Source organism: Nitratireductor mangrovi (assembly GCF_007922615.2).
GTDB lineage: Bacteria > Pseudomonadota > Alphaproteobacteria > Rhizobiales > Rhizobiaceae > Mangrovimarina > Mangrovimarina mangrovi.
Genome location: NZ_CP042301.2, coordinates 4,562,347 through 4,586,665 on the forward strand (window position 1 = coordinate 4,562,347; position 24,319 = coordinate 4,586,665).

At 66.3% G+C, this 24,319-nt stretch carries 21 protein-coding genes and 2 pseudogenes; 22 read left to right on the top strand and 1 reads right to left on the bottom strand.

Annotated features, from left to right (window positions below):
• Positions 1 to 122 precede the first annotated feature (122 nt).
• From FQ775_RS22410 to FQ775_RS22460, 11 genes are all read left to right on the top strand, one after another.
• Positions 123 to 2,027 (top strand): methyl-accepting chemotaxis protein, encoded by a 1,905-nt coding sequence (locus FQ775_RS22410; protein ID WP_167813117.1) that lies wholly within the window; start codon positions 123 to 125, stop codon positions 2,025 to 2,027.
• A 159-nt stretch (positions 2,028 to 2,186) separates the two neighbouring features.
• Positions 2,187 to 3,566 carry a tRNA (N6-isopentenyl adenosine(37)-C2)-methylthiotransferase MiaB gene (gene miaB / locus FQ775_RS22415; protein WP_246730407.1) on the top strand — a complete coding sequence of 460 codons (1,380 nt, stop codon included), beginning with the start codon at positions 2,187 to 2,189 and terminating at the stop codon, positions 3,564 to 3,566.
• 32 nt (positions 3,567 to 3,598) lie between these two features.
• Positions 3,599 to 4,639 carry a PhoH family protein gene (locus FQ775_RS22420; RefSeq protein WP_146299936.1) on the top strand — a complete coding sequence of 347 codons (1,041 nt, stop codon included), beginning with the start codon at positions 3,599 to 3,601 and terminating at the stop codon, positions 4,637 to 4,639.
• Complete coding sequence (ybeY, locus tag FQ775_RS22425; RefSeq protein ID WP_146299935.1) at positions 4,636 to 5,178, top strand: rRNA maturation RNase YbeY; 543 nt, start codon at positions 4,636 to 4,638, stop codon at positions 5,176 to 5,178. The genes FQ775_RS22420 and ybeY overlap by 4 nt, the downstream gene beginning before the upstream one ends.
• A gap of 10 nt (positions 5,179 to 5,188) precedes the next feature.
• Positions 5,189 to 6,250, top strand: a complete 1,062-nt coding sequence (locus FQ775_RS22430) for a hemolysin family protein (RefSeq protein ID WP_146299934.1) — start codon at positions 5,189 to 5,191, stop codon at positions 6,248 to 6,250.
• 74 nt (positions 6,251 to 6,324) lie between these two features.
• Positions 6,325 to 7,227, top strand: coding sequence for an NAD-dependent epimerase/dehydratase family protein (locus FQ775_RS22435; RefSeq protein ID WP_146299933.1), 903 nt, complete (start codon positions 6,325 to 6,327; stop codon positions 7,225 to 7,227).
• 119 nt (positions 7,228 to 7,346) lie between these two features.
• Positions 7,347 to 8,942, top strand: a complete 1,596-nt coding sequence (gene lnt / locus FQ775_RS22440; protein ID WP_146299932.1) for an apolipoprotein N-acyltransferase — start codon at positions 7,347 to 7,349, stop codon at positions 8,940 to 8,942.
• A gap of 132 nt (positions 8,943 to 9,074) precedes the next feature.
• Positions 9,075 to 9,491 carry a helix-turn-helix domain-containing protein gene (locus tag FQ775_RS22445; RefSeq protein WP_146299931.1) on the top strand — a complete coding sequence of 139 codons (417 nt, stop codon included), beginning with the start codon at positions 9,075 to 9,077 and terminating at the stop codon, positions 9,489 to 9,491.
• Positions 9,492 to 9,667: 176 nt separating this feature from the next.
• Complete coding sequence (gene metK, locus FQ775_RS22450) at positions 9,668 to 10,966, top strand: methionine adenosyltransferase (protein ID WP_146299930.1); 1,299 nt, start codon at positions 9,668 to 9,670, stop codon at positions 10,964 to 10,966.
• Between the two features lie 12 nt (positions 10,967 to 10,978).
• Positions 10,979 to 11,674 carry a tRNA (guanine(46)-N(7))-methyltransferase TrmB gene (gene trmB, locus FQ775_RS22455; protein WP_146299929.1) on the top strand — a complete coding sequence of 232 codons (696 nt, stop codon included), beginning with the start codon at positions 10,979 to 10,981 and terminating at the stop codon, positions 11,672 to 11,674.
• Between the two features lie 97 nt (positions 11,675 to 11,771).
• A complete protein-coding gene (locus tag FQ775_RS22460; RefSeq protein WP_167813118.1) occupies positions 11,772 to 12,626 on the top strand; it encodes a lipoprotein N-acyltransferase Lnb domain-containing protein in 855 nt (284 codons plus the stop codon).
• A gap of 16 nt (positions 12,627 to 12,642) precedes the next feature.
• Here FQ775_RS22460 and FQ775_RS22465 read toward each other — a convergent pair whose 3' ends face one another.
• The gene (locus tag FQ775_RS22465) at positions 12,643 to 13,080 is read right to left on the bottom strand and encodes an Lrp/AsnC family transcriptional regulator (RefSeq protein WP_146299927.1); all 438 of its coding nucleotides are present in this window, start codon (positions 13,078 to 13,080) and stop codon (positions 12,643 to 12,645) included.
• Between the two features lie 133 nt (positions 13,081 to 13,213).
• On the opposite strand from FQ775_RS22465, the gene rocF reads away from it, so the two are divergent.
• The 11 genes and pseudogenes from rocF (at position 13,214) to FQ775_RS23825 (ending at position 24,264) form a co-directional block, all read left to right on the top strand.
• On the top strand, positions 13,214 to 14,134 hold the full coding sequence (rocF, locus tag FQ775_RS22470) for an arginase (protein ID WP_146299926.1): 921 nt from the start codon (positions 13,214 to 13,216) through the stop codon (positions 14,132 to 14,134).
• A gap of 2 nt (positions 14,135 to 14,136) precedes the next feature.
• A complete protein-coding gene (ocd, locus tag FQ775_RS22475; protein ID WP_146299925.1) occupies positions 14,137 to 15,195 on the top strand; it encodes an ornithine cyclodeaminase in 1,059 nt (352 codons plus the stop codon).
• 150 nt (positions 15,196 to 15,345) lie between these two features.
• Positions 15,346 to 15,972, top strand: coding sequence for a ribosome maturation factor RimP (gene rimP, locus FQ775_RS22480; protein WP_146299924.1), 627 nt, complete (start codon positions 15,346 to 15,348; stop codon positions 15,970 to 15,972).
• A gap of 45 nt (positions 15,973 to 16,017) precedes the next feature.
• Positions 16,018 to 17,625 carry a transcription termination factor NusA gene (gene nusA, locus FQ775_RS22485; RefSeq protein ID WP_146299923.1) on the top strand — a complete coding sequence of 536 codons (1,608 nt, stop codon included), beginning with the start codon at positions 16,018 to 16,020 and terminating at the stop codon, positions 17,623 to 17,625.
• A gap of 45 nt (positions 17,626 to 17,670) precedes the next feature.
• Positions 17,671 to 18,273, top strand: a complete 603-nt coding sequence (locus FQ775_RS22490) for an RNA-binding protein (protein ID WP_146301961.1) — start codon at positions 17,671 to 17,673, stop codon at positions 18,271 to 18,273.
• 43 nt (positions 18,274 to 18,316) lie between these two features.
• Positions 18,317 to 20,872: a translation initiation factor IF-2 gene (infB, locus tag FQ775_RS22495; protein WP_146299922.1), complete on the top strand. Its 2,556-nt coding sequence runs from the start codon at positions 18,317 to 18,319 to the stop codon at positions 20,870 to 20,872.
• A gap of 107 nt (positions 20,873 to 20,979) precedes the next feature.
• Positions 20,980 to 21,387 (top strand): 30S ribosome-binding factor RbfA, encoded by a 408-nt coding sequence (rbfA, locus tag FQ775_RS22500; protein WP_146299921.1) that lies wholly within the window; start codon positions 20,980 to 20,982, stop codon positions 21,385 to 21,387.
• Positions 21,388 to 21,549: 162 nt separating this feature from the next.
• A pseudogene (gene truB, locus FQ775_RS22505) lies at positions 21,550 to 22,216 on the top strand (tRNA pseudouridine(55) synthase TruB); the annotation flags it as partial.
• A gap of 80 nt (positions 22,217 to 22,296) precedes the next feature.
• Positions 22,297 to 22,533 (top strand): annotated as a pseudogene (gene truB, locus FQ775_RS24215) (tRNA pseudouridine(55) synthase TruB); the annotation flags it as partial.
• A 76-nt stretch (positions 22,534 to 22,609) separates the two neighbouring features.
• Positions 22,610 to 23,695 carry a magnesium/cobalt transporter CorA gene (corA, locus tag FQ775_RS22510; RefSeq protein WP_167813120.1) on the top strand — a complete coding sequence of 362 codons (1,086 nt, stop codon included), beginning with the start codon at positions 22,610 to 22,612 and terminating at the stop codon, positions 23,693 to 23,695.
• Positions 23,696 to 23,745: 50 nt separating this feature from the next.
• Complete coding sequence (locus tag FQ775_RS23825; RefSeq protein ID WP_206064797.1) at positions 23,746 to 24,264, top strand: SH3 domain-containing protein; 519 nt, start codon at positions 23,746 to 23,748, stop codon at positions 24,262 to 24,264.
• Positions 24,265 to 24,319 lie beyond the last annotated feature (55 nt).

Genomic DNA, 24,319 nt, shown 5'->3' on the forward strand with positions numbered 1-24,319 from the left:
GATATCGCGTCGTGCCGGCCGCCTCGCTGGCCACGAAAAGACTGCGCCGCGGGCGCGTACGCATTCGAGTCTTCGAGACCTTTCCGGTCGCAAACCATCGCTGAATTCACTTGGGGGCCAACATGAATTCACTTCGCATCTCGACCCGCCTCTACCTGCTTGTCGGGCTGGCGCTGTCGATCATGATCGCCATCGTCGTCTTCGCGGCGGTTCAGGAAAACAACAAGCTCGTCGCCGAACGAAAGGCGATGCTCGCGGCGATGAACGAAAACGCGGTCAGCGTCTTCGCGGCCTATCACGAGCTTGAGAAGGCCGGTACCGTGACACGCGAGGAAGCGCAGGCCCGCGCCATCGCGGCCGTCGAGGCGATGCGCTACCAGGATTCCGGCTATTTCTGGATCAACGACCTGAACCAGATGATGATCATGCATCCGATCAAGCCGGAGATGAACGGAACCGACCAGTCGGCCCTCAAGGACCCGACCGGCAAGTTCCTGTTCCAGGAAATGGTCGCGCTGGTGAAAGCCGAGGGCAAGGGCTTCGTCGACTACATGTGGCCCAAGCCCGGTTTCGAGGAGCCTGTCCAGAAGTACAGCCACGTGCATGGCTTCGCGCCATGGGGCTGGCTGGTCGGGACCGGCGTCTATGCCGACGACCTCGCGGCCATGTTCCGCCGCAACGCCGCCATGTTCGGCGCGGCGCTGCTGGTCGGCGTGCTGCTGGTGTCGCTGGCAGCCTTCGCCATCGTGCGTTCCATCGTCAAGCCGGTCGGCGCCCTGACCCATGTTATGGGTCGTTTGGCGTCTGGTGAGAACGATGTTGATGTTCCAGCGACGGATCGCCGTGACGAGATCGGCCGCATGGCGCAGGCGGTGCAGGTGTTCAAGGACGCCGCGATCGAGAAGGTGAGGGTCGAGGCGCAGGCTGTGGAGCTTCGCCAGGGTGCGGAGGCCGAGCGCAGCCGCACCGAGGCGGAGAAGGCGCGCGAGGCGGCCGAGGACCATGTCGCGGTGAGCGCGCTGGCCGAGGGCCTTGCCAGCCTTGCGCGGGGCGACCTGACGCACCGCATCGAGGCGGAGTTCGCACCCAAGACGCAGAAGCTGAAGGACGACTTCAACGCCGCCATGGCGCAGCTTCAGGAGACGATGGGCCAGATCACCGGCGCCATCGACACGATGAAGACGGGCACCGGCGAGATCAGCCAGGCCGCCGACGATCTGTCGCGGCGCACCGAGCAGCAGGCTGCGAGCCTTGAGGAGACGGCGGCGGCACTCGACGAGATCACCCGCACGGTCAAGCAGACGGCGGAAGGCGCGCGCCAGGCGGCGCAGGTGTCGGGCGAGGCGCGCGGCGGCGCGGAGAAGTCCGGCGCGGTGGTTCGCGAGGCGGTCGGCGCCATGGCGCAGATCGAGAAGTCTTCGGAGCAGATCGGCCAGATCATCGGGGTGATCGACGAGATCGCCTTCCAGACCAACCTGCTGGCGCTCAATGCCGGTGTCGAGGCGGCGCGCGCCGGCGAGGCCGGCAAGGGCTTTGCGGTGGTCGCCCAGGAGGTGCGGGCGCTGGCGCAGCGTTCGGCCGAGGCGGCCAAGGAGATCAAGGAGCTGATCTCGACCTCGACCGAGCAGGTTAATCAGGGTGTCGGCCTTGTCGGCCAGACCGGCGAGGTTCTGGAACTGATCGTGGGCCAGGTGACGGAGATGTCGGACCTGGTGAACCGGATCGCGGAATCGGCGCAGGAGCAGTCGACCGGGCTGGGCCAGGTCAATGTCGCGGTCAACCAGATGGACCAGGTGACGCAGCAGAACGCGGCGATGGTCGAGGAATCGACGGCGGCGAGCCATTCGCTGGCCAGGGAGGCGGACGCGCTGGCAGGCCTGATCGCGCGCTTCAAGGTCGGCGGTGCCAGGCCGGCCAACGCCAATGCCGCGCCCGCCAGGCCGCGGCAGCCCGTCGCCCAGCTCAAGACCGTCGACGCCCGCAAGCCCGAACCCGCCGCAGACGCCGACGGATGGGAAGAGTTCTGAGGCGGGGCAGCGAACCCGGTCACGTTGAATTGCAAGCCGCGCCCTCCGGGGCGCGGTTTCGTTTTTGAGGAACGGCACCGGGGAGGCGCGGTGAGCCGCACCCCCTGTCCAATTCCTGCGAAAACCGTTAGAAGCCCGGCCATGAGCGAGACCACGACCATGCAAGCCGGTCTTCCGGCCAGCAATCCCGGCACGGGCGCGACGAAGAAGGTCTTCGTCAAGACCTATGGCTGCCAGATGAATGTCTACGATTCCCAGCGCATGGCCGATGCGCTGGCGGCGGACGGTTATGCCGCGACCGAGGTCATGGAGGAGGCCGATCTTGTCCTGCTCAACACTTGCCATATCCGCGAGAAGGCGGCCGAGAAGGTCTATTCCGAGCTCGGCCGTATCCGCAAGCTGAAGGCCGAGCGCGCCAGCCTTGGACGCGACACCGTGATCGGGGTCGCCGGCTGCGTGGCGCAGGCCGAGGGCGAGGAGATCGTGCGCCGCGCCCCGGTGGTCGATATCGTCATCGGCCCGCAGACCTACCATCGCCTGCCGGACGCTGTGAGGAAGGCCAGGGACGGCGGCAAGGTCGTCGAGACCGACTACGCCATCGAGGACAAGTTCGAACGCCTGCCCGCGCCGCGAAGGGCCGAACTGCGCCGCCGCGGCGTCACCGCCTTCCTGACCGTGCAGGAAGGGTGCGACAAGTTCTGCACCTTCTGCGTGGTGCCCTATACGCGCGGCTCCGAAGTTTCGCGGCCGGTCGCGCAGATCGTGCGCGAGGCCGAGCAGCTGGCCGCCGCCGGCGTGCGCGAGATCACCCTGCTCGGCCAGAACGTCAATGCCTGGCACGGCGAGGGGCCAGACGGTCGCCAATGGGGGCTGGGCGAACTGCTGTTCCGGCTCGCCGAAATCGCCGGCATCGGCCGGCTGCGTTACACGACCAGCCATCCGCGCGACATGGATGACGCCCTGATCGCCGCCCATCGCGACCTCGACAGGCTGATGCCCTACCTGCATTTGCCGGTGCAGGCCGGGTCCGACCGCATTCTCAAGGCCATGAACCGCCGCCACACGGCGGATGACTATCTGCGCCTGATCGACCGTATCCGCGCTGCCAGGCCCGATATCGCGCTTTCCGGCGATTTCATCGTCGGCTTTCCGGGCGAGACGGATGCCGATTTCGAGGCGACGATGCAGATCGTGCGCGATGTCACATTCGTGCAGGCCTTTTCGTTCAAATATTCGCCACGGCCCGGCACGCCGGGCGCCGACATGGACGCTCAGGTCGACGAAAGCGTGAAGGACGAGCGCCTGCAGCGCCTGCAGGCCCTTTTGGCCCGCCAGCAGCGTGAATTCGCCGACGCGCTGGTCGGCCGAAAGACGGACGTCCTGATCGAAAAGCCCGGCCGTTCGCCGGGCCAGTGGGTCGGGCGTTCGCCATGGCTGATGCCGGTTATTCTTGATGAAAAGGCCGGCGAAATCGGCGACATTGTCGATGTTCGAATCAACCGCGCGGCGGCCAACAGCCTGTTCGCGCAAGCCGTCTGAACGCTGTTGCGGGGCAAGCCCGGGAGACCTGTTTGAGCGCCGGCACCAATCTCAAGTTCAGCCCGTCCGGGGCATCGGACAAGGCTCACATCGTCCTGACCTTCGACAACAACAAGCATGCGAGCGCCCTCTACGGTCAGTTCGACCAGAACCTCGCCCGCATCGAGCAGCAGCTGTCCGTGGACATCAGGTCGAAGGGCAACCAGCTCTCCATCCAGGGCGAGGCGAGCGCGGCCGAGCAGGCCCGGCGCGCGCTCGACTATCTCTACGAACTGGCCCAGAAAGGCATGGATCTCTCCGGGTCCGAGGTCGACGGTGCGGTCCGCATGGCGATCGCCGCCGACGACCAGCTGAGCCTGCCGACGCTCGAGAAGAAAGGCCGCATGGCGACCGCGCAGATCACCACCCGAAAGCGCACGATCCACGCCCGCACGCCCAACCAGGACGCCTATATGCGCGCGCTCGACCGCGCCGAGCTGGTGTTCGGCATCGGCCCGGCCGGCACCGGAAAGACCTATCTCGCCGTTGCCCATGCCGCCATGCTGCTCGAGCGTGGCCTGGTCGAACGCGTCGTGCTGTCGCGTCCCGCGGTCGAGGCCGGGGAACGGCTGGGATTCCTGCCGGGCGACATGAAGGAGAAGGTCGATCCCTATCTCAGGCCGCTTTATGACGCGCTCTACGACATGATGCCGGCCGACAAGGTCGAGCGCGCTCTCGCCGCCGGGGTCATCGAGATCGCGCCGCTGGCCTTCATGCGCGGCCGCACGCTGGCCCACTCGGCGATCATCCTCGACGAGGCGCAGAACACGACCACCATGCAGATGAAGATGTTCCTGACCCGGCTTGGCGAGGGCGGACGCATGATCGTCACCGGCGACCCGACGCAGATCGACCTGCCGCACAACGCCAGGTCCGGCCTGGTCGAGGCCCTGCATGTGCTGGAGGATGTGCCGGGCATCGTCACCGTGCGCTTCGAGGACAAGGACGTCGTTCGCCATCCGCTGGTGGCCGAGATCGTGCGTGCCTATGACCGCCACGGTGTCGTGCGCGGGCAGGGCGAGGGGAACGTTTGAACGGCGCCGCCGGCGAAAGCTCGGCTCGCGGTGGTATCGACATCGACATCGCGGTCACGGTCGAGGCTGGCGACTGGGCTCCGGTCGAACGGCTGGAGCCCCTGGTCCGGCGCGCGGTCGACGCGACGGTCGGGGACCTCACTCCGAGTTTCGGCCTGACCGGTTTGCAAGCGACGGAACTGGGCGTCACCTTTACCGACGACGAAGCGATCCGGCAATTGAACGCCCAATGGCGCGGCAAGGACAAGGCGACCAACGTCCTGTCGTTCCCGGCCTTCGCCAATTTTTCGGCCGCCGGCGTTCCGCCCCTGCTCGGCGACATCGTGATTGCCGCCGAAACGGTCAGCTGCGAGGCCGCCCTGGAAGGCAAGCCGCTCGATCACCATCTCAGCCACCTCGTGGTTCATGGTCTGTTGCATCTCCTGGGCTATGATCACGAGACCGACGCCGAGGCGGAGGTGATGGAAGCGGCCGAGCGGCGCATCCTCGCGGTGCTTGCCATTGCCGACCCCTATGCGCTAACTGATCCGAGCGATTGACAGTACGACGATGAACCAGCGTGAACAGGCCGTGCCCGAGGGCGGCGGCGATGCACAGCCTTCCGGACCGGCCGAAGACGTTCCCAGTACCGGCGGGGAGGAGCGGTCGAATGGCGGCCTCTCCGCTTTCCAGCGTTTCCTGAACCTTTTCCGGTCCCGCAACGGCTCGACCTTGCGCGAGGATATCGCCGACGCGCTGGCCGAAGGCGAGGCGCATGGCGCCACCTTCTCGCCAGCCGAACGCGCCATGCTGCACAACATCCTGCGGCTGCGCGAGGTCCGGGTCGAGGACGTCATGGTGCCGCGGGCCGATATCGAATCGGCCGAACTGTCGACCTCGCTCGGCGACCTTTTGCGCATGTTCGAGGAATCGGGCCATTCGCGCATGCCGGTCTACGCCGAATCGCTCGACGATCCGCGTGGCATGGTTCACATCCGAGACGTCGTCGCGCATTTGACCAGGACGGCGCGGGCGAAAAAGACGCGCGGCGCCAGGAAGGCCGTGGACAAGACCACCGGCCTCGACCTCGGCAATGTCGACCTCTCGCGCACAATCGGCGAACTGAACCTCATCCGCCCCGTGCTGTTCGTGCCGCCGTCGATGCTGGCATCCGACCTGATGAACCGCATGCAGGCCGCGCGCACGCAGATGGCGCTGGTCATCGACGAGTATGGCGGCACCGACGGGCTGGTCTCGCTGGAGGACATCGTCGAGATGGTCGTCGGCGATATCGAGGACGAGCATGATGACGAGGAACCGCTGATCACCAAGGCCGGTGACGGGGTCTTCGTGGTCGATGCCCGCGCCGAGATCGACGATGTCGCCGAGGCGATCGGCGAAGGTTTCGCCGCTGGCGAACACAGCGAGGATGTCGACACGATCGGCGGCATCATCTTCAACGCGCTCGGCCGCGTCCCGGCGCGCGGCGAGGTGGTGCAGGCCATTCCCGGTTTCGAGTTTCATGTACTCGACGCCGACCCGCGCCGGGTCAAGCGCGTGAGGATCGTCCAGGGACGATCTCCGGTCAGGCGCGGGCGCGCGGCCAAGGAAACGCCGGTGGAAAGCGGGTGACCATCGGCGCCGCTCGCGGCGCCGGATGTCGCGCTGCCGCTTGGCAGGGAACAACGACGAGGACGGGGTAGCTCATGCCGACACGCAAGCGGATATTTTTCACCGGCGGGTCGGGCAAGGCCGGCCGGCATGTCGTCCCCTACCTGCTCGATCGTGGCCACCGCGTCGTCAATATCGATCTCACGCCGCTTGACCATCCGGGCGTCGACAACCTGACCGCGGACATCACCGATTCAGGGCAGATGTTCAACGCGATGACGTCCTACGCCAATTTCGACGAGCTCGAACCCGGAACGGGCGTTCCCGCCTTCGACGCGGTGGTGCATTTCGCCGCCATTCCGCGCATTCTGATCCACCCCGACAACGAGACCTTCCGCGTCAACGCGGTCGGCACCTACAACGTCATCGAGGCGGCGGTTAAGCTCGGCATCCGCAAGATCGTCATCGCCTCCTCCGAGACCACCTACGGCATCTGCTTCGCCGACGGGCTGGCCGACCCGGATTCGCTCCCGCTCGAGGAGGACTACGACGTTAGTCCGCAGGATTCCTATGCGCTGTCCAAGGTCGTCAACGAAAAGACGGCCCGCGCCTTCGCCCGTCGCTCCGGCTTCGACATCTACGCGCTGCGCATCGGCAATGTCGTCGAGCCGCATGAATATGCCGAACTGTTTCCGGCCTATTTCGCCAATCCCGCGATGCGCCGGCGCAACGCGTTCTGCTATATCGACGCCCGCGATCTCGGCCAGATCGTCGATCTCTGCCTGCAAAAGGACGGTCTGGGGTTCCAGCTGTTCAACGCCGGCAACGACACCAACGGCATGAACATCCCGACCGCCGAACTCGCCGAGCGCTTCTTTCCCGGCGTGCCGGTCACGCGCGAAATGGGCGAACACGAAGCGCTCTATTCCAACCGCAAGATTCGCGAAGTCCTGGGCTTCCGGGAACAGCACGACTGGCGCAAATATGTGAAGGTCTGACCGGGCGTCGGAATTCGCGTTGTGGGCCACGTCCCGTCCGGCTCCGCGCAATCCACGTTTGGCAGCTTTCGGCGCGGTTGCTACACCTCGGGCAGCTGATTCGCTTACTGGACGCCTTGATGGAAGACCTTGCCGCGCGCCTGATCTTGCTGTGGGGATGGCGGCGGGCGCTGGTTGCCTTCCTCGCCGGGGCGATCGCCGTGCTCGGCCAGGCGCCGTACGACTTCTTTCCCGCCTGTTTCGTTTCCTTCACGGTGCTGGTCTGGCTGCTCGACGGCGTCGCGCCCGAAGAGGGCGGCGGATTAGCCGCTCGCTGGAGGGCGTCCTTCGCGGTGGGATGGTGGTTCGGGTTCGGCTATTTCCTGGCCGGGCTGTGGTGGGTCGGCCAGGCTCTGCTGGTCGATGCCGACCAATTCGCATGGGCGCTTCCGCTCGCCGTGCTCGGCCTGCCGGCGGTGCTGGCCCTGTTCTATGGTGTCGCCACCCTGCTTGCCAGGCTCGCCTGGAGCGAGGGCCTGGGCCGTGTCGCGGCGCTCGCCGCCGGCTTCGGTATCGCCGAATGGCTGCGAACCTTCGTTCTGACCGGATTTCCCTGGAATGCGATCGGCTATGCCGCCATGCCGCTGCCGCTGCTGATGCAGTCGGTCCAGCTCGTCGGACTGGCCGGCATGAACGTGCTGGCCGTCTTCATCTTCGCCGCGCCTTCCTTGCTGGCCGGGCGCCAGCATCTCCGCATCGGCCTGGCGGCGTGCCTGCTTCTTGCCGCCGCCCATGCCGGCTATGGCTACCTCCGGCTTGCCGCCGTGCCCGACCCGGCAGAGGCGAAGAGCCTTCCGGTGCGCATCGTCCAGCCGTCAGTGTCGCAGGCCGGCAAGTGGGATGTCGGCGAACGGACCCGCATCATGGAGACGCTCCTGTCGCTGACCCGGCGGCCGCCATCGCAAGGCCGGCCGAAGCCCGAACTGGTCGTCTGGCCCGAAACCGCCGTACCCTTCGTCATTACCGAACGTCCCGAGGCGCTCGCCGCCATCGGCGAGGCGCTCGATGCCGGCCAGACCCTGTTTTTGGGTGCGGTGCGCTCGGAGGCAGCTGCGACCGGTGGAGAGGAACCCCGCTACTACAACGCGGTGGTCGCGATCGACGGCAGTGGCGAGATCGTCGATGCCGCCGACAAGGTACACTTGGTTCCCTTCGGCGAATATCTGCCATTCGAAGCGACGCTGAAGCTGGCCGGTCTCAGCACCGTCGCCGAGACGGTTGGCGGTTTCTCCGCCGGCTCCGCGCGCCGCACCCTCGAGGTGCCGGGCGGTGTCGTTGCCCTGCCGCTGATCTGCTACGAGATCATCTTCCCCGATCTGCTCGATGACGGTGCCGCGGTGGCCGACATCATCGTCAACGTGACCAACGATGCCTGGTTCGGCGACACGCCGGGCCCCTATCAGCATTTCCGTCAGGCGCAGGTGCGGGCGGTCGAGGCCGGGCTGCCGCTGATTCGCTCGGCCAACAACGGCATTTCGGCGGTTCTCGACGACAAGGGACGGGTCCTTGACGCCTTCGCGCTGGACGCTGTCGGCATTCTCGACGTCGAACTGGCCGTTCCGGCGCGTTCCGGCACCCCTGACTGGCCACCGGCGTTTAATGGGTTCTTGATAATATTGTTCTTTGCAACCATGGCTTGTGGTATGAATCTGACCCAGAGGCTACGGTCAACTTGAGAGGGTGAAAGCCGCTAAAGGCAGGCATACATTGCCAAATCGCCGTCTTTTCCCCTGCCCGAAATGGGGCTTCGGGCGCTTGGGGAACAGTTGGAGCCAAGAGACAAGCCCGTGCCAAACGGCGAGGTACCTATGCCTGACAACAAGAAAAAACCAAACCCGATCGACATACACGTCGGGAGCAGGGTCCGCTTGCGCAGGAACATGCTCGGGATGAGCCAGGAAAAGCTTGGCGAAAGTCTCGGGGTGACCTTTCAGCAGATCCAGAAATACGAAAAGGGAACCAACCGCGTCGGCGCCAGCCGGCTGCAGGCCATCGCGACGATCCTCAACGTCCCGGTGTCGTTCTTCTTCGAGGACGCGCCGGTCGAATCGGCTCCCGGTGCCAAGGGTTTTGCGGAGGACCGCTCGACGAACTATGTCGTCGATTTCCTCGGCAGCACCGAGGGCCTGCAGCTCAACCGGGCCTTCGTAAAGATCGCCGACTCGCGCGTCCGCAGAAGGGTCATCGACCTCGTCAAGGCGCTGGCGGCCGACGAAGAAAGCTGAAGCCCGCGGGGATTTTCCTCAAAGCGTTGGTTTGTCCGGCCTGGAGGTGTTTTCGAGGCCGGATTTGCCCCCTTTTGCCCCTTGCGCATCCTTGACGATGGTTGCGGGACTTCGCTAACAGAACCCCGCATCGCGGCAATCCCGCCGCCTTCTTTTCATTCTTGAGGGGTAAACCCGTGGCACGTAAGAACTACCTTTTTACCAGTGAATCCGTTTCGGAAGGTCATCCCGACAAGGTGTGTGACCGCATCTCCGACGAAATCGTCGATCTCGTCTACAAGGAAGCCAGGAAAGCCGGAATGGACCCCTGGAAGGTGCGTGTCGCCTGCGAGACGCTCGCCACGACCAACCGCGTGGTCATTGCTGGCGAGGTCCGCGTGCCGGAAAGCCTGATCAAGAAGGACAAGACCGGCAAGGTCATGCAGGACTCCTTCGGCAATCCGCTTGTCAACCCGTCGAAGTTCCGGTCGGCCGCCCGCAAGGCCATCCGCTCGATCGGCTACGAACAGGACGGTTTCCACTGGAAGACGGCCAAGATCGACGTGCTCCTGCACGGCCAGTCGCCCGACATCGGTCAGGGTGTCGACAATTCTTCCGATAGGCAGGGCGAGGAAGGCGCGGGCGACCAGGGCATCATGTTCGGTTATGCCTGCCGCGAGACGCCGGACCTCATGCCCGCGCCGATCTACTACTCGCATAAGATCCTCGAACTGCTCGCCGAGGCGCGCAAGTCGGGCGAGGGCGACGCCGCCAAGCTTGGCCCGGACGCCAAGAGCCAGGTCACCGTGCGTTACATCGACGGCCGGCCGGCCGAGGTGACGCAGATCGTGCTCTCGACCCAGCACCTCGACGCCTCCTGGGACAACAAGAAGGTCCGCTCGGTCGTCGAGCCCTATATTCGCGAGGCGCTCTCGACCGGCGGCATCACCATCTCCGACGACTGCAACTGGTACATCAACCCGACCGGCAAGTTCGTCATCGGCGGTCCCGACGGTGATGCCGGCCTCACCGGCCGCAAGATCATCGTCGACACCTATGGCGGCGCGGCCGCCCATGGCGGCGGCGCCTTTTCGGGCAAGGACACCACCAAGGTCGACCGCTCGGCCGCCTACGCGGCGCGCTACCTGGCAAAGAACGTGGTCGCCGCGAAGCTTGCCGAGCGCTGCTCGATCCAGCTTTCCTACGCGATCGGCGTCGCGCAGCCGCTGTCGGTCTATGTCGACATGCATGGCACCGGCAAGGTGGCCGAGGAAGTGGTGGAAAAGGCGATCCGCGAGGTCATGGACCTGTCGCCGGGCGGCATCCGCCGCCATCTCGACCTGAACAAGCCGATCTACGCCAAGACCGCGGCCTATGGCCACTTCGGCCGCAAGCCCGGCCGTGACGGTTCCTTCTCCTGGGAGAAGACCGACCTCGTCAAGGCGCTCAAGGAAGCCGTCGGCAACGAGGAAGCCAAGGCGCGTCTGGCCGCCTGAGCAGCATCAACGATGGAGGGGGAGCGGGGGCGCCGGTCGACCGAAGCGTTTTTCGGCCGGCGCAAGGGCAAGACCATCAGGCCGCGCCAGGCCGCGCTCCTCGACCGCCTGCTGCCGGCGCTGCTGATCGATCTCGACGCCCCGCCGCCGCCGCTTGGCAACCTCTTCGGCCCCCAGGTGGCCGAGGTCAGGCTGGAGATCGGGTTCGGCGGCGGCGAGCACTTTCTCCATGAAAGCGGCCGCCATCCGGCGGTCGGCTTCATCGGCGTCGAGCCTTTCGTCAACGGCATGGCCAAGTTCCTGGCCGCGTTCGACGAGGACCCGCGCTCGAACATCCGCCTTTACGACGACGATGCCACGCGGCTGCTCGACTGGCTGCCATCCGCCAGCATCGCCAGCATCGATCTTCTCTACCCCGACCCCTGGCCCAAGAAGCGGCACTGGAAGCGGCGTTTCGTCAACGATGCCAATCTCGACCGCTTCGCCCGCGTTCTGCAGCCCGGCGGCCGCTTCCGCTTCGCCTCCGACATCGACAGCTATGTCAACTGGACCCTGCATGCGTGCCGCCGTCATCCGCGCTTCGAGTGGCAGGCCGAAACCGCCGCCGACTGGCGCACCCCCTACGAAGGCTGGCCCGGCACCCGCTACGAGGCCAAGGCGATGCGCGAGGGCCGGACACCGGCCTATCTGACCTTTCTCAGAACCTAGCCGAACCAGGGCCCAAGCGCTTTTGGGATCGGGCTGCCGCTTTGCAACTCCGCTCGCTGGTGCGATACTGCCGTTGGGCATGGGGAGGGCCGGGGCCATGCGAACCGTCGCACGCAACCTCGCTTTCTTGCTGATCGCGTTTCTGGTTTCCGCCTGCGTGACCGCAGCCGTGATTCCGCCGAGCCACGAGCGCGAGTGGGAACCGTCGGTCTCGCGACTCCCGACGGTTCGCTGGATCTCCGACGACGTCTTCGCGATGTCCAATATCCGCGACTGGCAGTGGGGCGAGGATGGTGCGACCCGCCGGCGCTGGCACCAGAGGCGCTATGACCTCCGCGACACGCGGGCGATCTGGTTCTTCGTGGAGCCGTTCCCCTACGGCCGTTCCCTGGCTCACACATTCATCACGTTCGAACTGGGGCGTGGTGCGCGGCGCGAGTTCCTCACCGTCTCGGTGGAGGCGCGCAAGGAGGTGGGCGAGACCTATTCGCCTGTTCGCGGGTTGTTTTCCGCGTACGAGTTGATCTTCGTTTGGTCGACGGAAAAGGACATCCTTACAGATACCATCATCCGCCTCGGTCATGAGGTTCGTGCCTACAAGGTGAACGTCACGCCCGACCAGGCGCGCATCATCCTGCGGGGCTTCCTTCGCAGGACCAATGAGATCGCGGCCTCGCCGGAATATTACGACACACTCGAAAACAACTGCACCAGCGAACTGGCTGCCGTTGTCAACCGCGAGTTCGACATGCCGATCCCGCGCCATTCCTCCTATGTGCTCACCGGCACGGCGGCGCGCTACCTGCACAGCCTGGGCTATATTGTCGATCCCTCTGAATCCTACGCCGAGGTCGATGCCCGGGCGGATATCGGCGGGCCGGTGCGCCGCTTCGGTCATCTCGGCGAGCGCCGCTTCTCGATCGCCTGGCGCCGTGTCGTCGAAGGGCGGTAAATGATGCAGGTCGGCGTCACAAACGCGCGCTGGTGCTGCGTGGCGTCGCCAGCAGCAGGCTCGTCTCGCTGCCGGTGATGCCTGGAATCAGCCGGATCTGACGCAAGACCGCGTCGAACTCGGTCAGTGAACCGGTGCTGAGTTCCACCACCAGATCCCAGCGGCCGTTGGTGGTGTGGATCGTCGCCACCTCGGCGAAGCCGCCCAGCGCGCGGATCACCCTGTCCGCGGCGTGACCCTCGATCTCGATCATCATGATGCCGCGCACCCGCTGCTCGACCGCGTCGGCGCGCAGTATGACCGTATAGCCGATGATGTCGCCGGCGCGTTCGAGGCGCTCCATGCGCGCCCGCACCGTGGCGCGCGAGGCGCCCAGTTCCTGTGCCAGATCGGAAACGCTGCGCCGCGCGTCATGGCGCAGCAGGGTGACGAGTTTGCGGTCGAAATCGTCCATGGTGACCATTTTGATAAAGTAATACGCGCAAACTGAAAACCGATTTCAATGATTTTGCCAAATTACCTTATTCACTTCGCCATCGTCGGACGTCATTTTTTTGGCGAGACCATCATGGGGGCGTTGGACGGCCATGCGTTGCAGGATCGTGGGAGCACCGGTTCAGGACGGCGCCGGCCGCATGGGGTGCGAGATGGGGCCGAGTGCGTTGCGCACCGCCGGCCTCGTCGGCGCCATCGCCGAACTCGGCCACGAGGTCGTCGACATGGGCACGGTCGAGCGCGCCATGGTGCGGCCGGCGGTGCACGGCAATCTCGCCCTCAAGGCGCTGCCCGAGATCGTCGCCTGGACCGAGGCACTGACCGATGCCGCCTACCGGGCCAGCGCCGACGCCATGCCGATCTTTCTCGGCGGCGATCATTCCATCTCGGCCGGCACCCTGTCGGGCATTGCGCGCCGTGCGGCCGAGCTTGGTCGTCCGCTGTTCGTGCTGTGGCTCGACGCCCATCCGGATTTCCACACCCTCGACAGCACCACCAGCGGCAATTTGCACGGCGTGCCGCTCGCCTATGCCAGCGGCCAGCCGGGCTTTGACGGCCTTTTCCCCGACCTGCCGGTCCGCGTCGACCCGCGCCGCGTCTGCGCCTTCGGCCTGCGCAGCGTCGACCCCGCCGAGCGCCGCGCGCTGACGGCGGCAGGCGTCACCGTCCACGACATGCGCGTCATCGACGAGCATGGCGCCGCGCCGCTGATGCGGGACTTCATCGCCCGCGTCGCGGCCGAGGGCGGGCTCTTGCATGTCAGCCTCGATGTCGACTTCCTCGATCCGGCGATCGCGCCCGCCGTCGGCACGACGGTCCCCGGCGGCGCGACCTTCCGTGAGGCGCATCTGGTCATGGAGATGCTCTCCGACAGCGGCCTGGTGTCGAGCCTCGATCTTGTCGAGTTGAACCCCTTCCTCGACGAGCGCGGCCGCACCGCGACGCTCCTCGTCGATCTCGTCGCGAGCCTGATGGGCCGCCGCATCATGGACCGCCCCACGAGGAGTTTCTGATCATGGGCTACGCCCCTTCCGCGCTGGCACTTGTGCCCTTCATCAGCGTCGAGAACATGATGCGCGTCGTGCATGCCACCGGCATCGAGCGGTTTCTGGCCGAACTCGCCGACTACATCGAGCAGGACTTTCGCCGCTGGCAGCTGTTCGACAAGACGCCGCGCGTCGCCTCGCATTCGCGCGAGGGCGTGATCGAACTGATGCCGACCAGCGACGGCGAGGCTTACGGCTTCAAATATGTCAACGGCCATCCCAAGAACACCAAGGAGGGCCGCCAGACCGTCACCGCCTTTGGCGTCATGGCCGAGGTCGACACCGGCTATCCGGTGCTGATCACCGAGATGACCATCCTCACCGCGCTGCGCACCGCTGCGATGTCGGCGCTCGCGGCGCGCTATCTCGCCCCCGAAGGCTCGAGGACCATGGCCGTTATCGGCAACGGCGCCCAGTCCGAGTTCCAGGCGCTCGCCTTCCGTTCGCTGGTCGGCATCGACCGGCTGCGGCTTTATGATATCGACCGTTCCGCCAGCGAGCGTTGCCGGCGCAACCTCGCCGGCCGCGGCTTCGACATCGTGGTTTGCGGCTCGCCGGAGGAGGCGGTCGAGGGTGCCGACATCGTCACCACCGTCACCGCCGACAAGCAATATGCGACCATCCTCACCGACAACATGGTCGGCCCCGGCATCCACATCAACGCGGTCGGCGGCGACTGCCCGGGCAAGACCGAGCTCCACCGCGACATCCTGCTGCGTTCGTCGATCTTCGTCGAATACCCGCCGCAGACGCGCATCGAGGGCGAGATCCAGCAGCTTGCGGCCGACCATCCCGTCACCGAGCTGTGGCAGGTCTTTACCGGCCAGGGGCCAGGCCGGACCGGCCGCGACCAGATCACGCTGTTCGATTCGGTCGGCTTCGCGGTGGAGGACTTTTCCGCCCTTCGCTACATGCGCGCCCTGATCGGCAAGCTGCCTTATTACGACCAACTCGACCTTCTCGCCGACCCCGACGATCCGCGCGACCTCTTCGGCATGCTGATGCGCGCCGAACCGCAGCCGGCATAATCGCCGGATCAGGGACGGGAGCGCGCGTTCCACCCTTGCAATATCGCCCGTCCGGCGCTATATCGGCGTCAAATTCTTGGTCGTGACGACGAAGAGTGGGTCCCACCGGTCCCGCTCTTTTTTGTTAGCCGCGGCCCGGTCGGAGACTTCATGACGGAATTCGCCAGCGCAACGGCAAGCGATGATCGCCTGATCCGCGAAAGCGGCGTCGACGCGCGCGTGGCGACGCTGATCCAGCCGCTCTTGCGCTCCATGGGTTTCCGCCTGGTGCGGGTGCGGCTTTCGGGCCAGAACGGCCTGACGCTGCAGATCATGGCCGAGCGCGAGGACGGCACCATGACCGTCGAGGATTGCGAGGAGTTGAGCCGCGCGGTTTCGCCGGCGCTCGACGTCGAGGACGTCATCGACAGGGCCTACCACCTGGAAGTGTCGTCCCCCGGTATCGACAGGCCGCTGGTGCGCAAGTCGGATTTCGCACAGTGGGCCGGTCACCTCGCCAAGGTCGACACCTCGGTCATGGTGGCCGAGCGCAAACGCTTTCGCGGCCGCATCGTGGAGAGTGACGAGGAGGGTATCCTTCTCGAGCGCGACCAGGCGAGCTACGGCGACGAGCCGACGGTGCGCATTCCGTTCGACGCGATCGCCGATGCCAGGCTCGTGCTCACCGACGATCTCGTGCGCGACGCGATCAGGCAGGACAAGAAGGCGCGCCAGCAAGCAAAAAAGCGCCGCGGCGGCGATGCCGGCGGCGAAGACGGATCACAACCAAGGGAATGACCGGTGACCGGCGCCGTGCGCCGGTCCGACTCAAGGGAGACAGAAATGGCTGTCAGTGCAAACCGGCTCGAACTGCTGCAGATCGCCGATGCGGTCGCACGCGAGAAGTCGATCGAAAAGGACATCGTGCTCCACGCGATGGCCGACGCCATCCAGAAGGCGGCGCGCTCGCGCTATGGCCAGGAGACCAACATCCGCGCCGACATCAATGCCCAGACCGGCGAGATGAAGTTGCAGCGCCTGATGGAGGTGGTCGAGCAGGTCGAGGAGCCGGCACGCGAGATCGCGCTCGCCGAGGCCCGCGAACGCAATCCCGACGCCCAGCCCGGCGATTTCATCGCCGAGCAGCTGCCGCCGATGGATTTCGGGCGCATCGCCGCCCAGTCGGCCAAGCAGGTCATCGTGCAGAAGGTGCGCGAGGCCGAGCGCGACCGCCAGTACGACGAATACAAGGACCGCATCGGCGAGATCGTCAACGGCTCGGTGAAGCGGGTCGAATACGGCAACGTCATTGTCGATCTCGGCCGCGGCGAGGCGATCATCCGCCGCGACGAGATGATCCCGCGCGAGATGTTCAAATATGGCGACCGCGTGCGCGCCTATGTCTACGACGTGCGCCGCGAGCAGCGCGGACCGCAGATTTTCCTGTCGCGCACCCACCCGCAGTTCATGGCCAAGCTGTTCACCATGGAAGTCCCGGAGATTTATGACGGCATTATCGAGATCAAGTCGGTGGCCCGCGACCCGGGCTCGCGCGCCAAGATCGCCGTGATCAGCCGCGACTCCTCCATCGATCCCGTCGGCGCCTGCGTCGGCATGCGCGGCAGCCGCGTCCAGGCGGTCGTCGGCGAGTTGCAGGGCGAGAAGATCGACATCATCCCGTGGTCGCCCGACGCCGCATCCTTCATCGTCAACGCGCTGCAGCCGGCCGAGGTCGCCAAGGTGGTGCTCGACGAGGATGCCGAGCGCATCGAGGTGGTGGTGCCCGACGAGCAGCTGTCGCTGGCGATCGGCCGTCGCGGCCAGAACGTCCGCCTCGCCTCGCAATTGACCGGCTGGGACATCGACATCCTCACCGAGGAAGAGGAGTCTGCCCGCCGCCAGAAGGAATTCGTCGAGCGTTCCAGCCTGTTCATGGATGCGCTCAACGTCGACGAGATGGTCGGCCAGGTGCTGGCTTCGGAAGGCTTCACCTCGGTCGAGGAAGTGGCCTATGTCGATCAGGACGAGATTTCCTCGATCGACGGTTTTGACGAGGACACCGCGACCGAGATCCAGGCCCGCGCCCGCGAATATCTCGACCGCATCGAGGCGGAGAACGACGAGCAGCGCCGTGCGCTCGGCGTCGAGGACGAGCTTCGCGAGATTCCCGGCATCACCACCGCAATGATGGTCAAGCTGGGCGAGGACGACGTCAAGACGATCGAGGACTTCGCCGGCTACGCCGTCGACGACCTTGTCGGCTGGAAGGAGCGCAAGGACGGCGAGACGCAGATGTTTGCCGGCGTGTTCTCCGATTTCGACGTCTCGCGCGCCGACGCCGAGCAGATGGTGGTCGCCGCTCGCATGAAGATGGGCTGGATCACTGAAGAGGACCTGCTTCCCGCAGCCGAAGACGAGGAAGCCGGCGAAGCCGAAACGGCCGGCGCCTGAGCCGACCGATGAGGCCGGAGCGCGCGGGAGAGACTGTTGGACGCAATGGGCGAGCGCACATGCATCGTGACGCGGCGCGCTGCGGAACCGGACGAACTGATCCGCTTCGTGGCAGGCCCCGACATGACGGTCGTGCCCGACCTGAAGCGCAATCTCCCGGGCCGCGGCTGCTGGGTCAGCGCTGACCGCGTCCATGTCGACGAGGCGGCGCGCCGCAACATCTTCCGCAAGGCGCTGAAGGCGCCGGTGACCGTGGCGCCGGAACTCGGCGCCCAGGTCGACGCCTTGCTTTCCAGGTCCGTGCTTGGTGCGCTCGGGCTTGCGCGCAAGGCTTCCGCCGTGGCATTGGGATCGGCCAAGGTTGATGCCGCCATCCGTGGCGGGCGTGCGCTGGCCGTGCTTCACGCCCGCGAGGCCGCCGAGGACGGCGTCCGCAAGCTGACCCAGGCGCGTCGCGCGACGCTGCTGGTGGGCGGCCCCGACATCCCCGCATACGAACTCTTTTCGGAAGCCGAAATGAGTTTGGCATTCGGGGGCGCAAATGTGATACATGCTGCCCTGCTCGATGCGGATGCGGGCAAGGCAGCCTATAGGCGCATGGTTGCGCTTGACCGGTACCGGGGCGGTTCCCCGGCCGCCGCAACATGATCGACGGCGCGTCCTCGCGGACGGCGCCGAACAAGGATACGGAATGACGGATACCAAATCTGGCGACGACAAGACGCTGAGCATGACCGGCAAGAAGACCCTGAGCCTGAAGCGGCCGGGCGTCGAGCAGGGCACAGTGCGTCAGAATTTCTCGCACGGGCGCAGCAAGTCCGTCGTCGTCGAGACCAAGAAGCGCAAGTTCACCATGCCGGGCGACAAGCACGAGACTGCCGCCCCGGTCACGCTCGCCCCGCGCCCGCAGCCGGCGCCCAAGCCGGTGGTCGCGAAGGAGCAGCCGAAGCCGGCGCCCGGCAGTTCGTCCGAGCGTTCAGGCCTCGTCCTCAACGAACTCTCGACCGAGGAGATGGAGGCGCGCCGGCGCGCGCTTCAGGACTCCAAGGTTCGCGAGGTCGAGGAGCGCAAGCGCGCCCAGGAGGACGCCAAGCGCCGCGCCGAGGAGGATGAGCGCCGCCGCCTCGAACGCGAGGAGTCGGCCCGCCGCCAGGCGGACGAGGAAGCGCGTCTGGCCGCCGAGGCCGAGGCTCGCCGCCGCTCCGAGGAAGAAGCGCGGCGCCGCGCTCCGCAGCCTGAGCCGGAAGCCGAGGAAGAGGACCGCGACGCCAAGCGCAAGGCCAAGCCCGGCCTGCCGCCCAAGCGCATTGCCACGCCGGAGCCGGCCCGTCCGGCGCGCCCGCGCGGCGGTGATGACCGCCGTCGCGGCAAGCTGACGCTCAACAGCGCGCTCTCCGGCGAGGAGGGTCGCTCACGTTCGCTGTCGTCGATGCGCCGTCGCCAGGAGAAGTTCAAGCGCGCCATGCACCAGGAGCCGCGCGAGAAGATCGCGCGCGAGGTGACCCTGCCCGAGACGATCACCATCCAGGAACTCGCCGGCCGCATGGCCGAGCGTGCCGTCGACGTGATCAAGTTCTTCATGAAGCAGGGCCAGATCCTGAAGCCGGGCGATGTCATCGACGCCGACACGGCCGAACTGGTCGCTTCCGAGTTCGGCCACACCGTCAAGCGCGTCTCGGAGTCGGATGTCGAGGAAGGCCTCTTCAACATTCCCGACAAGCCCGAGAACCAGCTCTCGCGCCCGCCGGTCGTCACCATCATGGGCCACGTCGACCACGGCAAGACGTCGCTGCTCGACGCGATCCGCCACGCCAATGTCGTGTCGGGCGAGGCCGGCGGCATCACTCAGCATATCGGCGCCTATCAGGTTGAGCAGGACGGTCAGAAGATCACCTTCATCGACACGCCCGGCCACGCCGCCTTCACCGCCATGCGCGCCCGTGGCGCCCAGGCGACCGACATCGCCATCCTCGTGGTGGCGGCCGATGACAGCGTCATGCCGCAGACGGTGGAATCCATCAATCACGCCAAGGCGGCAGGTGTGCCGATCATCGTGGCGATCAACAAGATCGACAAGCCGGAAGCCGACGCGCAGAAGGTGCGCACCGAGCTCCTGCAGCACGAGGTGTTCGTGGAATCGATGGGCGGCGAGGTGCTCGACGTCGAGGTTTCCGCGGTCAAGGGCACCAATCTCGACAAGCTGCTCGAGGCGATCCTGCTGCAGGCCGAACTGCTCGACCTGAAGGCCGACCCGGAGCGTACTTCCGAGGGCGTCATCATCGAGGCCAAGCTCGACAAGGGCCGCGGCCCCGTCGCTACCGTGCTGGTGCAGACCGGCAAGCTCCTGCCGGGCGACATCATCGTCGCCGGCAACGAGTGGGGCAAGGTCCGCGCGCTGGTCGACGACCGCGGCGAGCAGGTTGCCGAGGCGGGTCCGTCCATGCCGGTCGAGGTTCTCGGTCTGCAGGGCACGCCGCAGGCGGGTGACCGCTTCGCCACCGTGGAGAATGAGGCCCGCGCCCGCGAGATCAGCGAATACCGCCAGCGCAAGGCGCGCGAGATGGCCGTCGCCAAGCATGCCGGCCAGCGCGGTTCGCTCGAGCAGATGATGACGCAGCTCCAGGAAAGCGGCGTCAAGGAGTTCCCGCTGGTCATCAAGGGCGACGTGCAGGGTTCGATCGAGGCCATCGTGGCCGCGCTCGACAAGCTCGGCACCGACGAGGTGCGCGCCCGCATCGTGCATTCGGGTGCCGGCGGCATCACCGAAAGCGACGTCTCGCTCGCCGAGACATCGGAAGCGGCGATCATCGGCTTCAACGTGCGCGCCAACAAGCAGGCGCGCGACGCGGCCGAACAGGCCGGCATCGAGATCCGCTACTACAACATCATCTACAACCTCGTGGATGACGTGAAGGCGGCGATGTCGGGCCTGCTGTCGCCGGAGCGTCGCGAGACCTTCCTCGGCAATGCGGAGATCCTCGAGGTCTTCAACATCACCAAGGTCGGCAAGGTCGCCGGCTGCCGTGTCAGCGAAGGCAAGGTCGAGCGTGGCGCCGGCGTGCGTCTGATCCGCGACGACGTCGTCATCCACGAAGGCACCTTGAAGACGCTGAAGCGCTTCAAGGACGAGGTCTCGGAGGTGCCGGCCGGTCAGGAATGCGGCATGGCCTTTGCCAACTACGAGGACATCCGTGCCGGCGACGTCATCGAGGCCTTCCGCGTCGAGATGGTGACGCGGACGCTCTAAGGCGCCGCCGTCGCACGCGCTTTGCCGTCGGCGGTTCGTTTGAACCGTCGGCGGTCCGCACATTGGACGGCCGCGGTCCGATCCCGCTGAGCCCATTGGTACGAACGATGTCCAGATCACCGAACTCAGGCCCCTCCCAGCGCCAGCTTCGCGTCGGCGAGCAGGTGCGTCACGCGCTCTCCGACGTCCTGCAGCGCGGCGAGGTGCGCGACGAGCTGATCGAGAACACCGTCATCTCGATCTCCGAGGTCCGCATGTCGCCCGACCTCAAGATCGCCACCGCTTTCGTCGCCCCGCTCGGCGCCGCGGACGAGGATGCGGTGGTCAAGGCGCTGGCGCGCAACGCCAAGTTCATCCGCGGCCGCGTCTCGGGTGCGCTGCGCCAGCTCAAATACATGCCCGAATTCCGCTTCCGGCCTGACACCAGCTTCGACAACATGTCGCGCATCGACGAACTCCTGCGCTCGCCCGAGGTGGCCCGCGACCTCGACGGGGACGAGGGGGAAAGCGAATGAGCGGTTTGCGTTCTCTTCACCGCCTCTGGCGGTCCGCGTCCCCCGCGTCGCAGGGGAGAATTGGCGTCGCGACCGGCCGCCGCCTTGATCCTCCCACGTTCACGGGGGAGGGGGACCATGCGAAGCATGGTGGAGGGGCGTCTCCAAGGGCCGGCTCCGCTGATGGCGCGCCGCGGCAAGAAGAAGGGCCGTCCGGTCTCCGGCTGGCTGGTGCTCGACAAGCCGGTCGGCATGGGCTCGACCGAGGCCGTCTCCAAGGTCAAGTGGTTGTTCAAGGCCGACAAGGCCGGCCATGCCGGAACGCTCGACCCGCTCGCCTCCGGCATGCTGCCGATCGCGCTCGGCGAGGCGACCAAGACGGTGCCCTACGTCATGGACGGCGCCAAGGTCTATCGCTTCACGGTTGCCTGGGGTGCCGAACGCACCACCGACGATCTCGAGGGCGAGGTGACCGCCACCTCCGACAAGCGGCCGACCGAGGCCGAGATACGCGCGCTGCTGCCGCGCTATACCGGCATCATCATGCAGGTGCCGCCGCAATTCTCCGCGGTCAAGATCGCCGGCGAGCGCGCCTACGACATCGCCCGCGACGGCGAGGCGGTGGTCATCCCGCCGCGCGAGGTCGAGATCGGACGGCTGGAACTGGTCGGGCGGCCGGATGACGCCAGCGCGGTCTTCGAGATCGAATGCGGCAAGGGCACCTATGTGCGCTCGCTCGCCCGCGACATGGGCCGCGACATCGGCTGCTACGGCCACATCGCCGATCTTCGCCGCGTCGAGGTCGATCCCTTCACCGCCGACGATCTGGTCACGCTGGCCGCGCTGGAACAGGCGGCGGCCGAGGCCGCGCCGCGCGGCGAGGCCGACGCCGAAGGCCGCATCGTCGATCCGCGTCCAGACAAGGAGCGTTTCGCCGCGCTCGACGCGCTGCTGATCGACACCGGTGCCGCGCTCGATTGCCTGCCCGCCATCCCCGTCAGCGACGACGCGGCGCAGCGCATCCGGCTCGGCAACCCGGTCATCGTCCGCGGCCGCGACGCGCCGGTCGAGGCCCCGGAGGCCTATGCCACGGCGCGCGGCCGCCTGGTCGCCATCGGCGCCGTCGAGGCCGGCATGTTCAAGCCCAAGCGCGTCTTCGCCGGCTGACACCTGCCGGGCGGCTTTCACGCCGGCAGCCGATTTCCCCTTGCGGCGCCGGCGATTTTTTCGCCTACTCCCGGCCATGAGCGGAAAGCACAGGGCCAAGCCGAAGTTCGTTTCCCGGCACCGGGCGCCCGTCGGCGCGCCGCCCGGCACGCTCATTCCCGACGATCGCGCCTCGCCGACCGGCATCCGGCTGACCATCATCGCTGACGATCATGTCGAGGAGATCGCCAACGCCCCGCTCTCGCTGGTCGAGAAGGAGATGCAGGCGGGCAGGCGGCTCTGGGTCGACGTCACCGGGCTTGCCGATCTCGAACTGCTTGGGCGCGTCGGGTCGCTGTTCTCGATCCAGGAACTGGCGCTGGAGGACATCGCCAACACCAACCAGCGCCCCAAGGTCGATACCTACGAGACCCACGCGCTGATCGTCGTTCACATGTTCGACGGCAAGGGTGTGGAATCGAAAGAGCAGTTCTCGATCCTGTTCGACGGCCAGCACGTGGTCACTTTCCAGGAGCGGCCGGGCGACTGCCTCGACCCGGTCCGCAAGCGCCTGCAGCAGCCGCAAGGGCGCATCCGCAAGCGCGGCGCGCCCTACCTCGTCTATGCAATCCTCGACACCATCCTCGATGCCTATTTCCCGATGCTGGAAGTCATCGGTGACGAGCTCGAGGAGCTGGAGGACAAGATCACCAAGGACCCGCATCCCGAGGATGTCGGCCGCCTGCACGAACTGAAACGCGAACTGCTTGTGATCAAGCGCGCGCTGTGGCCGTCGCGCGAGATGCTGTCGGCGATGAGCCGCGAGGAACTCGGCCTGATCCCGCGCGATGTCGGCTATTTCCTGCGCGACACCTATGACCACGCGATCCAGCTGATCGACATCGTCGAGACATATCGCGAACTCGCCACCGGCCTGCTCGACCTCTACCTCTCCAGCGTCTCGACCAGGATGAACGAGGTGATGAAGGTGCTGACCATCATCTCGACCATATTCATCCCGCTGTCCTTCCTGGCCGGCATCTGGGGAATGAACTTCGCGCCGGATTCGTCGTGGAACATGCCCGAGCTCAGATGGCGCTATGGCTATCCGGTGGCGCTGACCTTCATGGTGCTGATCGCGGTCGGGCTGCTCTACCTGTTCCGCCGCAAGCGCTGGCTCTGACATGTCTTGCCGTCGGCGAGGGTGCCGCCCCGACGTTCTGGAGGAACCGCATGCGCACGAAATTCGCCTGCCTTCTCGTCCCCTTGTTGATGTCCCCCGCCGCCGCGCTTGCTTGCGGCGGGCCGCCTGTCTGCACTGTCGTCGATCCCACCGGCACACCGCTCAATGTGCGCGAGGGACCGAACGGGCCGATCCTGACCAGCCTCAAGCGCGGCGCTTTGGTCGAGATCGTCGAACACCGCGAACATGAAGGCAGCCGCTGGGCGCTGGTCGGCAGCTATGCCGAGGCTTGGGGCTGGGTTTTCGGCGCCTATCTTGTCTGCTCCGGCGAAGATGCCATGGGCCGCATCTGTACCGTGGCCGACCCGACGGGCACGCCGCTCAACGTCCGCGGGGAGCCCAACGGTCCGATCCTCGGCACCTGGGACAATGGCGTGCGCGTGCGCCCCTACGAGGAAAGGACGCACAACGGCAAGCTCTGGTACGCGGTGGAACGTCTGGCCGAGGACAACGCCATCGGCTGGGTCTACGATCCCTACCTGAAATGCGAGGAGGACGAGGCCCACTGAGGTCTCGTCATCGGCATTGCTTGACTCTTGCACGGTGCAGGCCGACCTTTCCGCC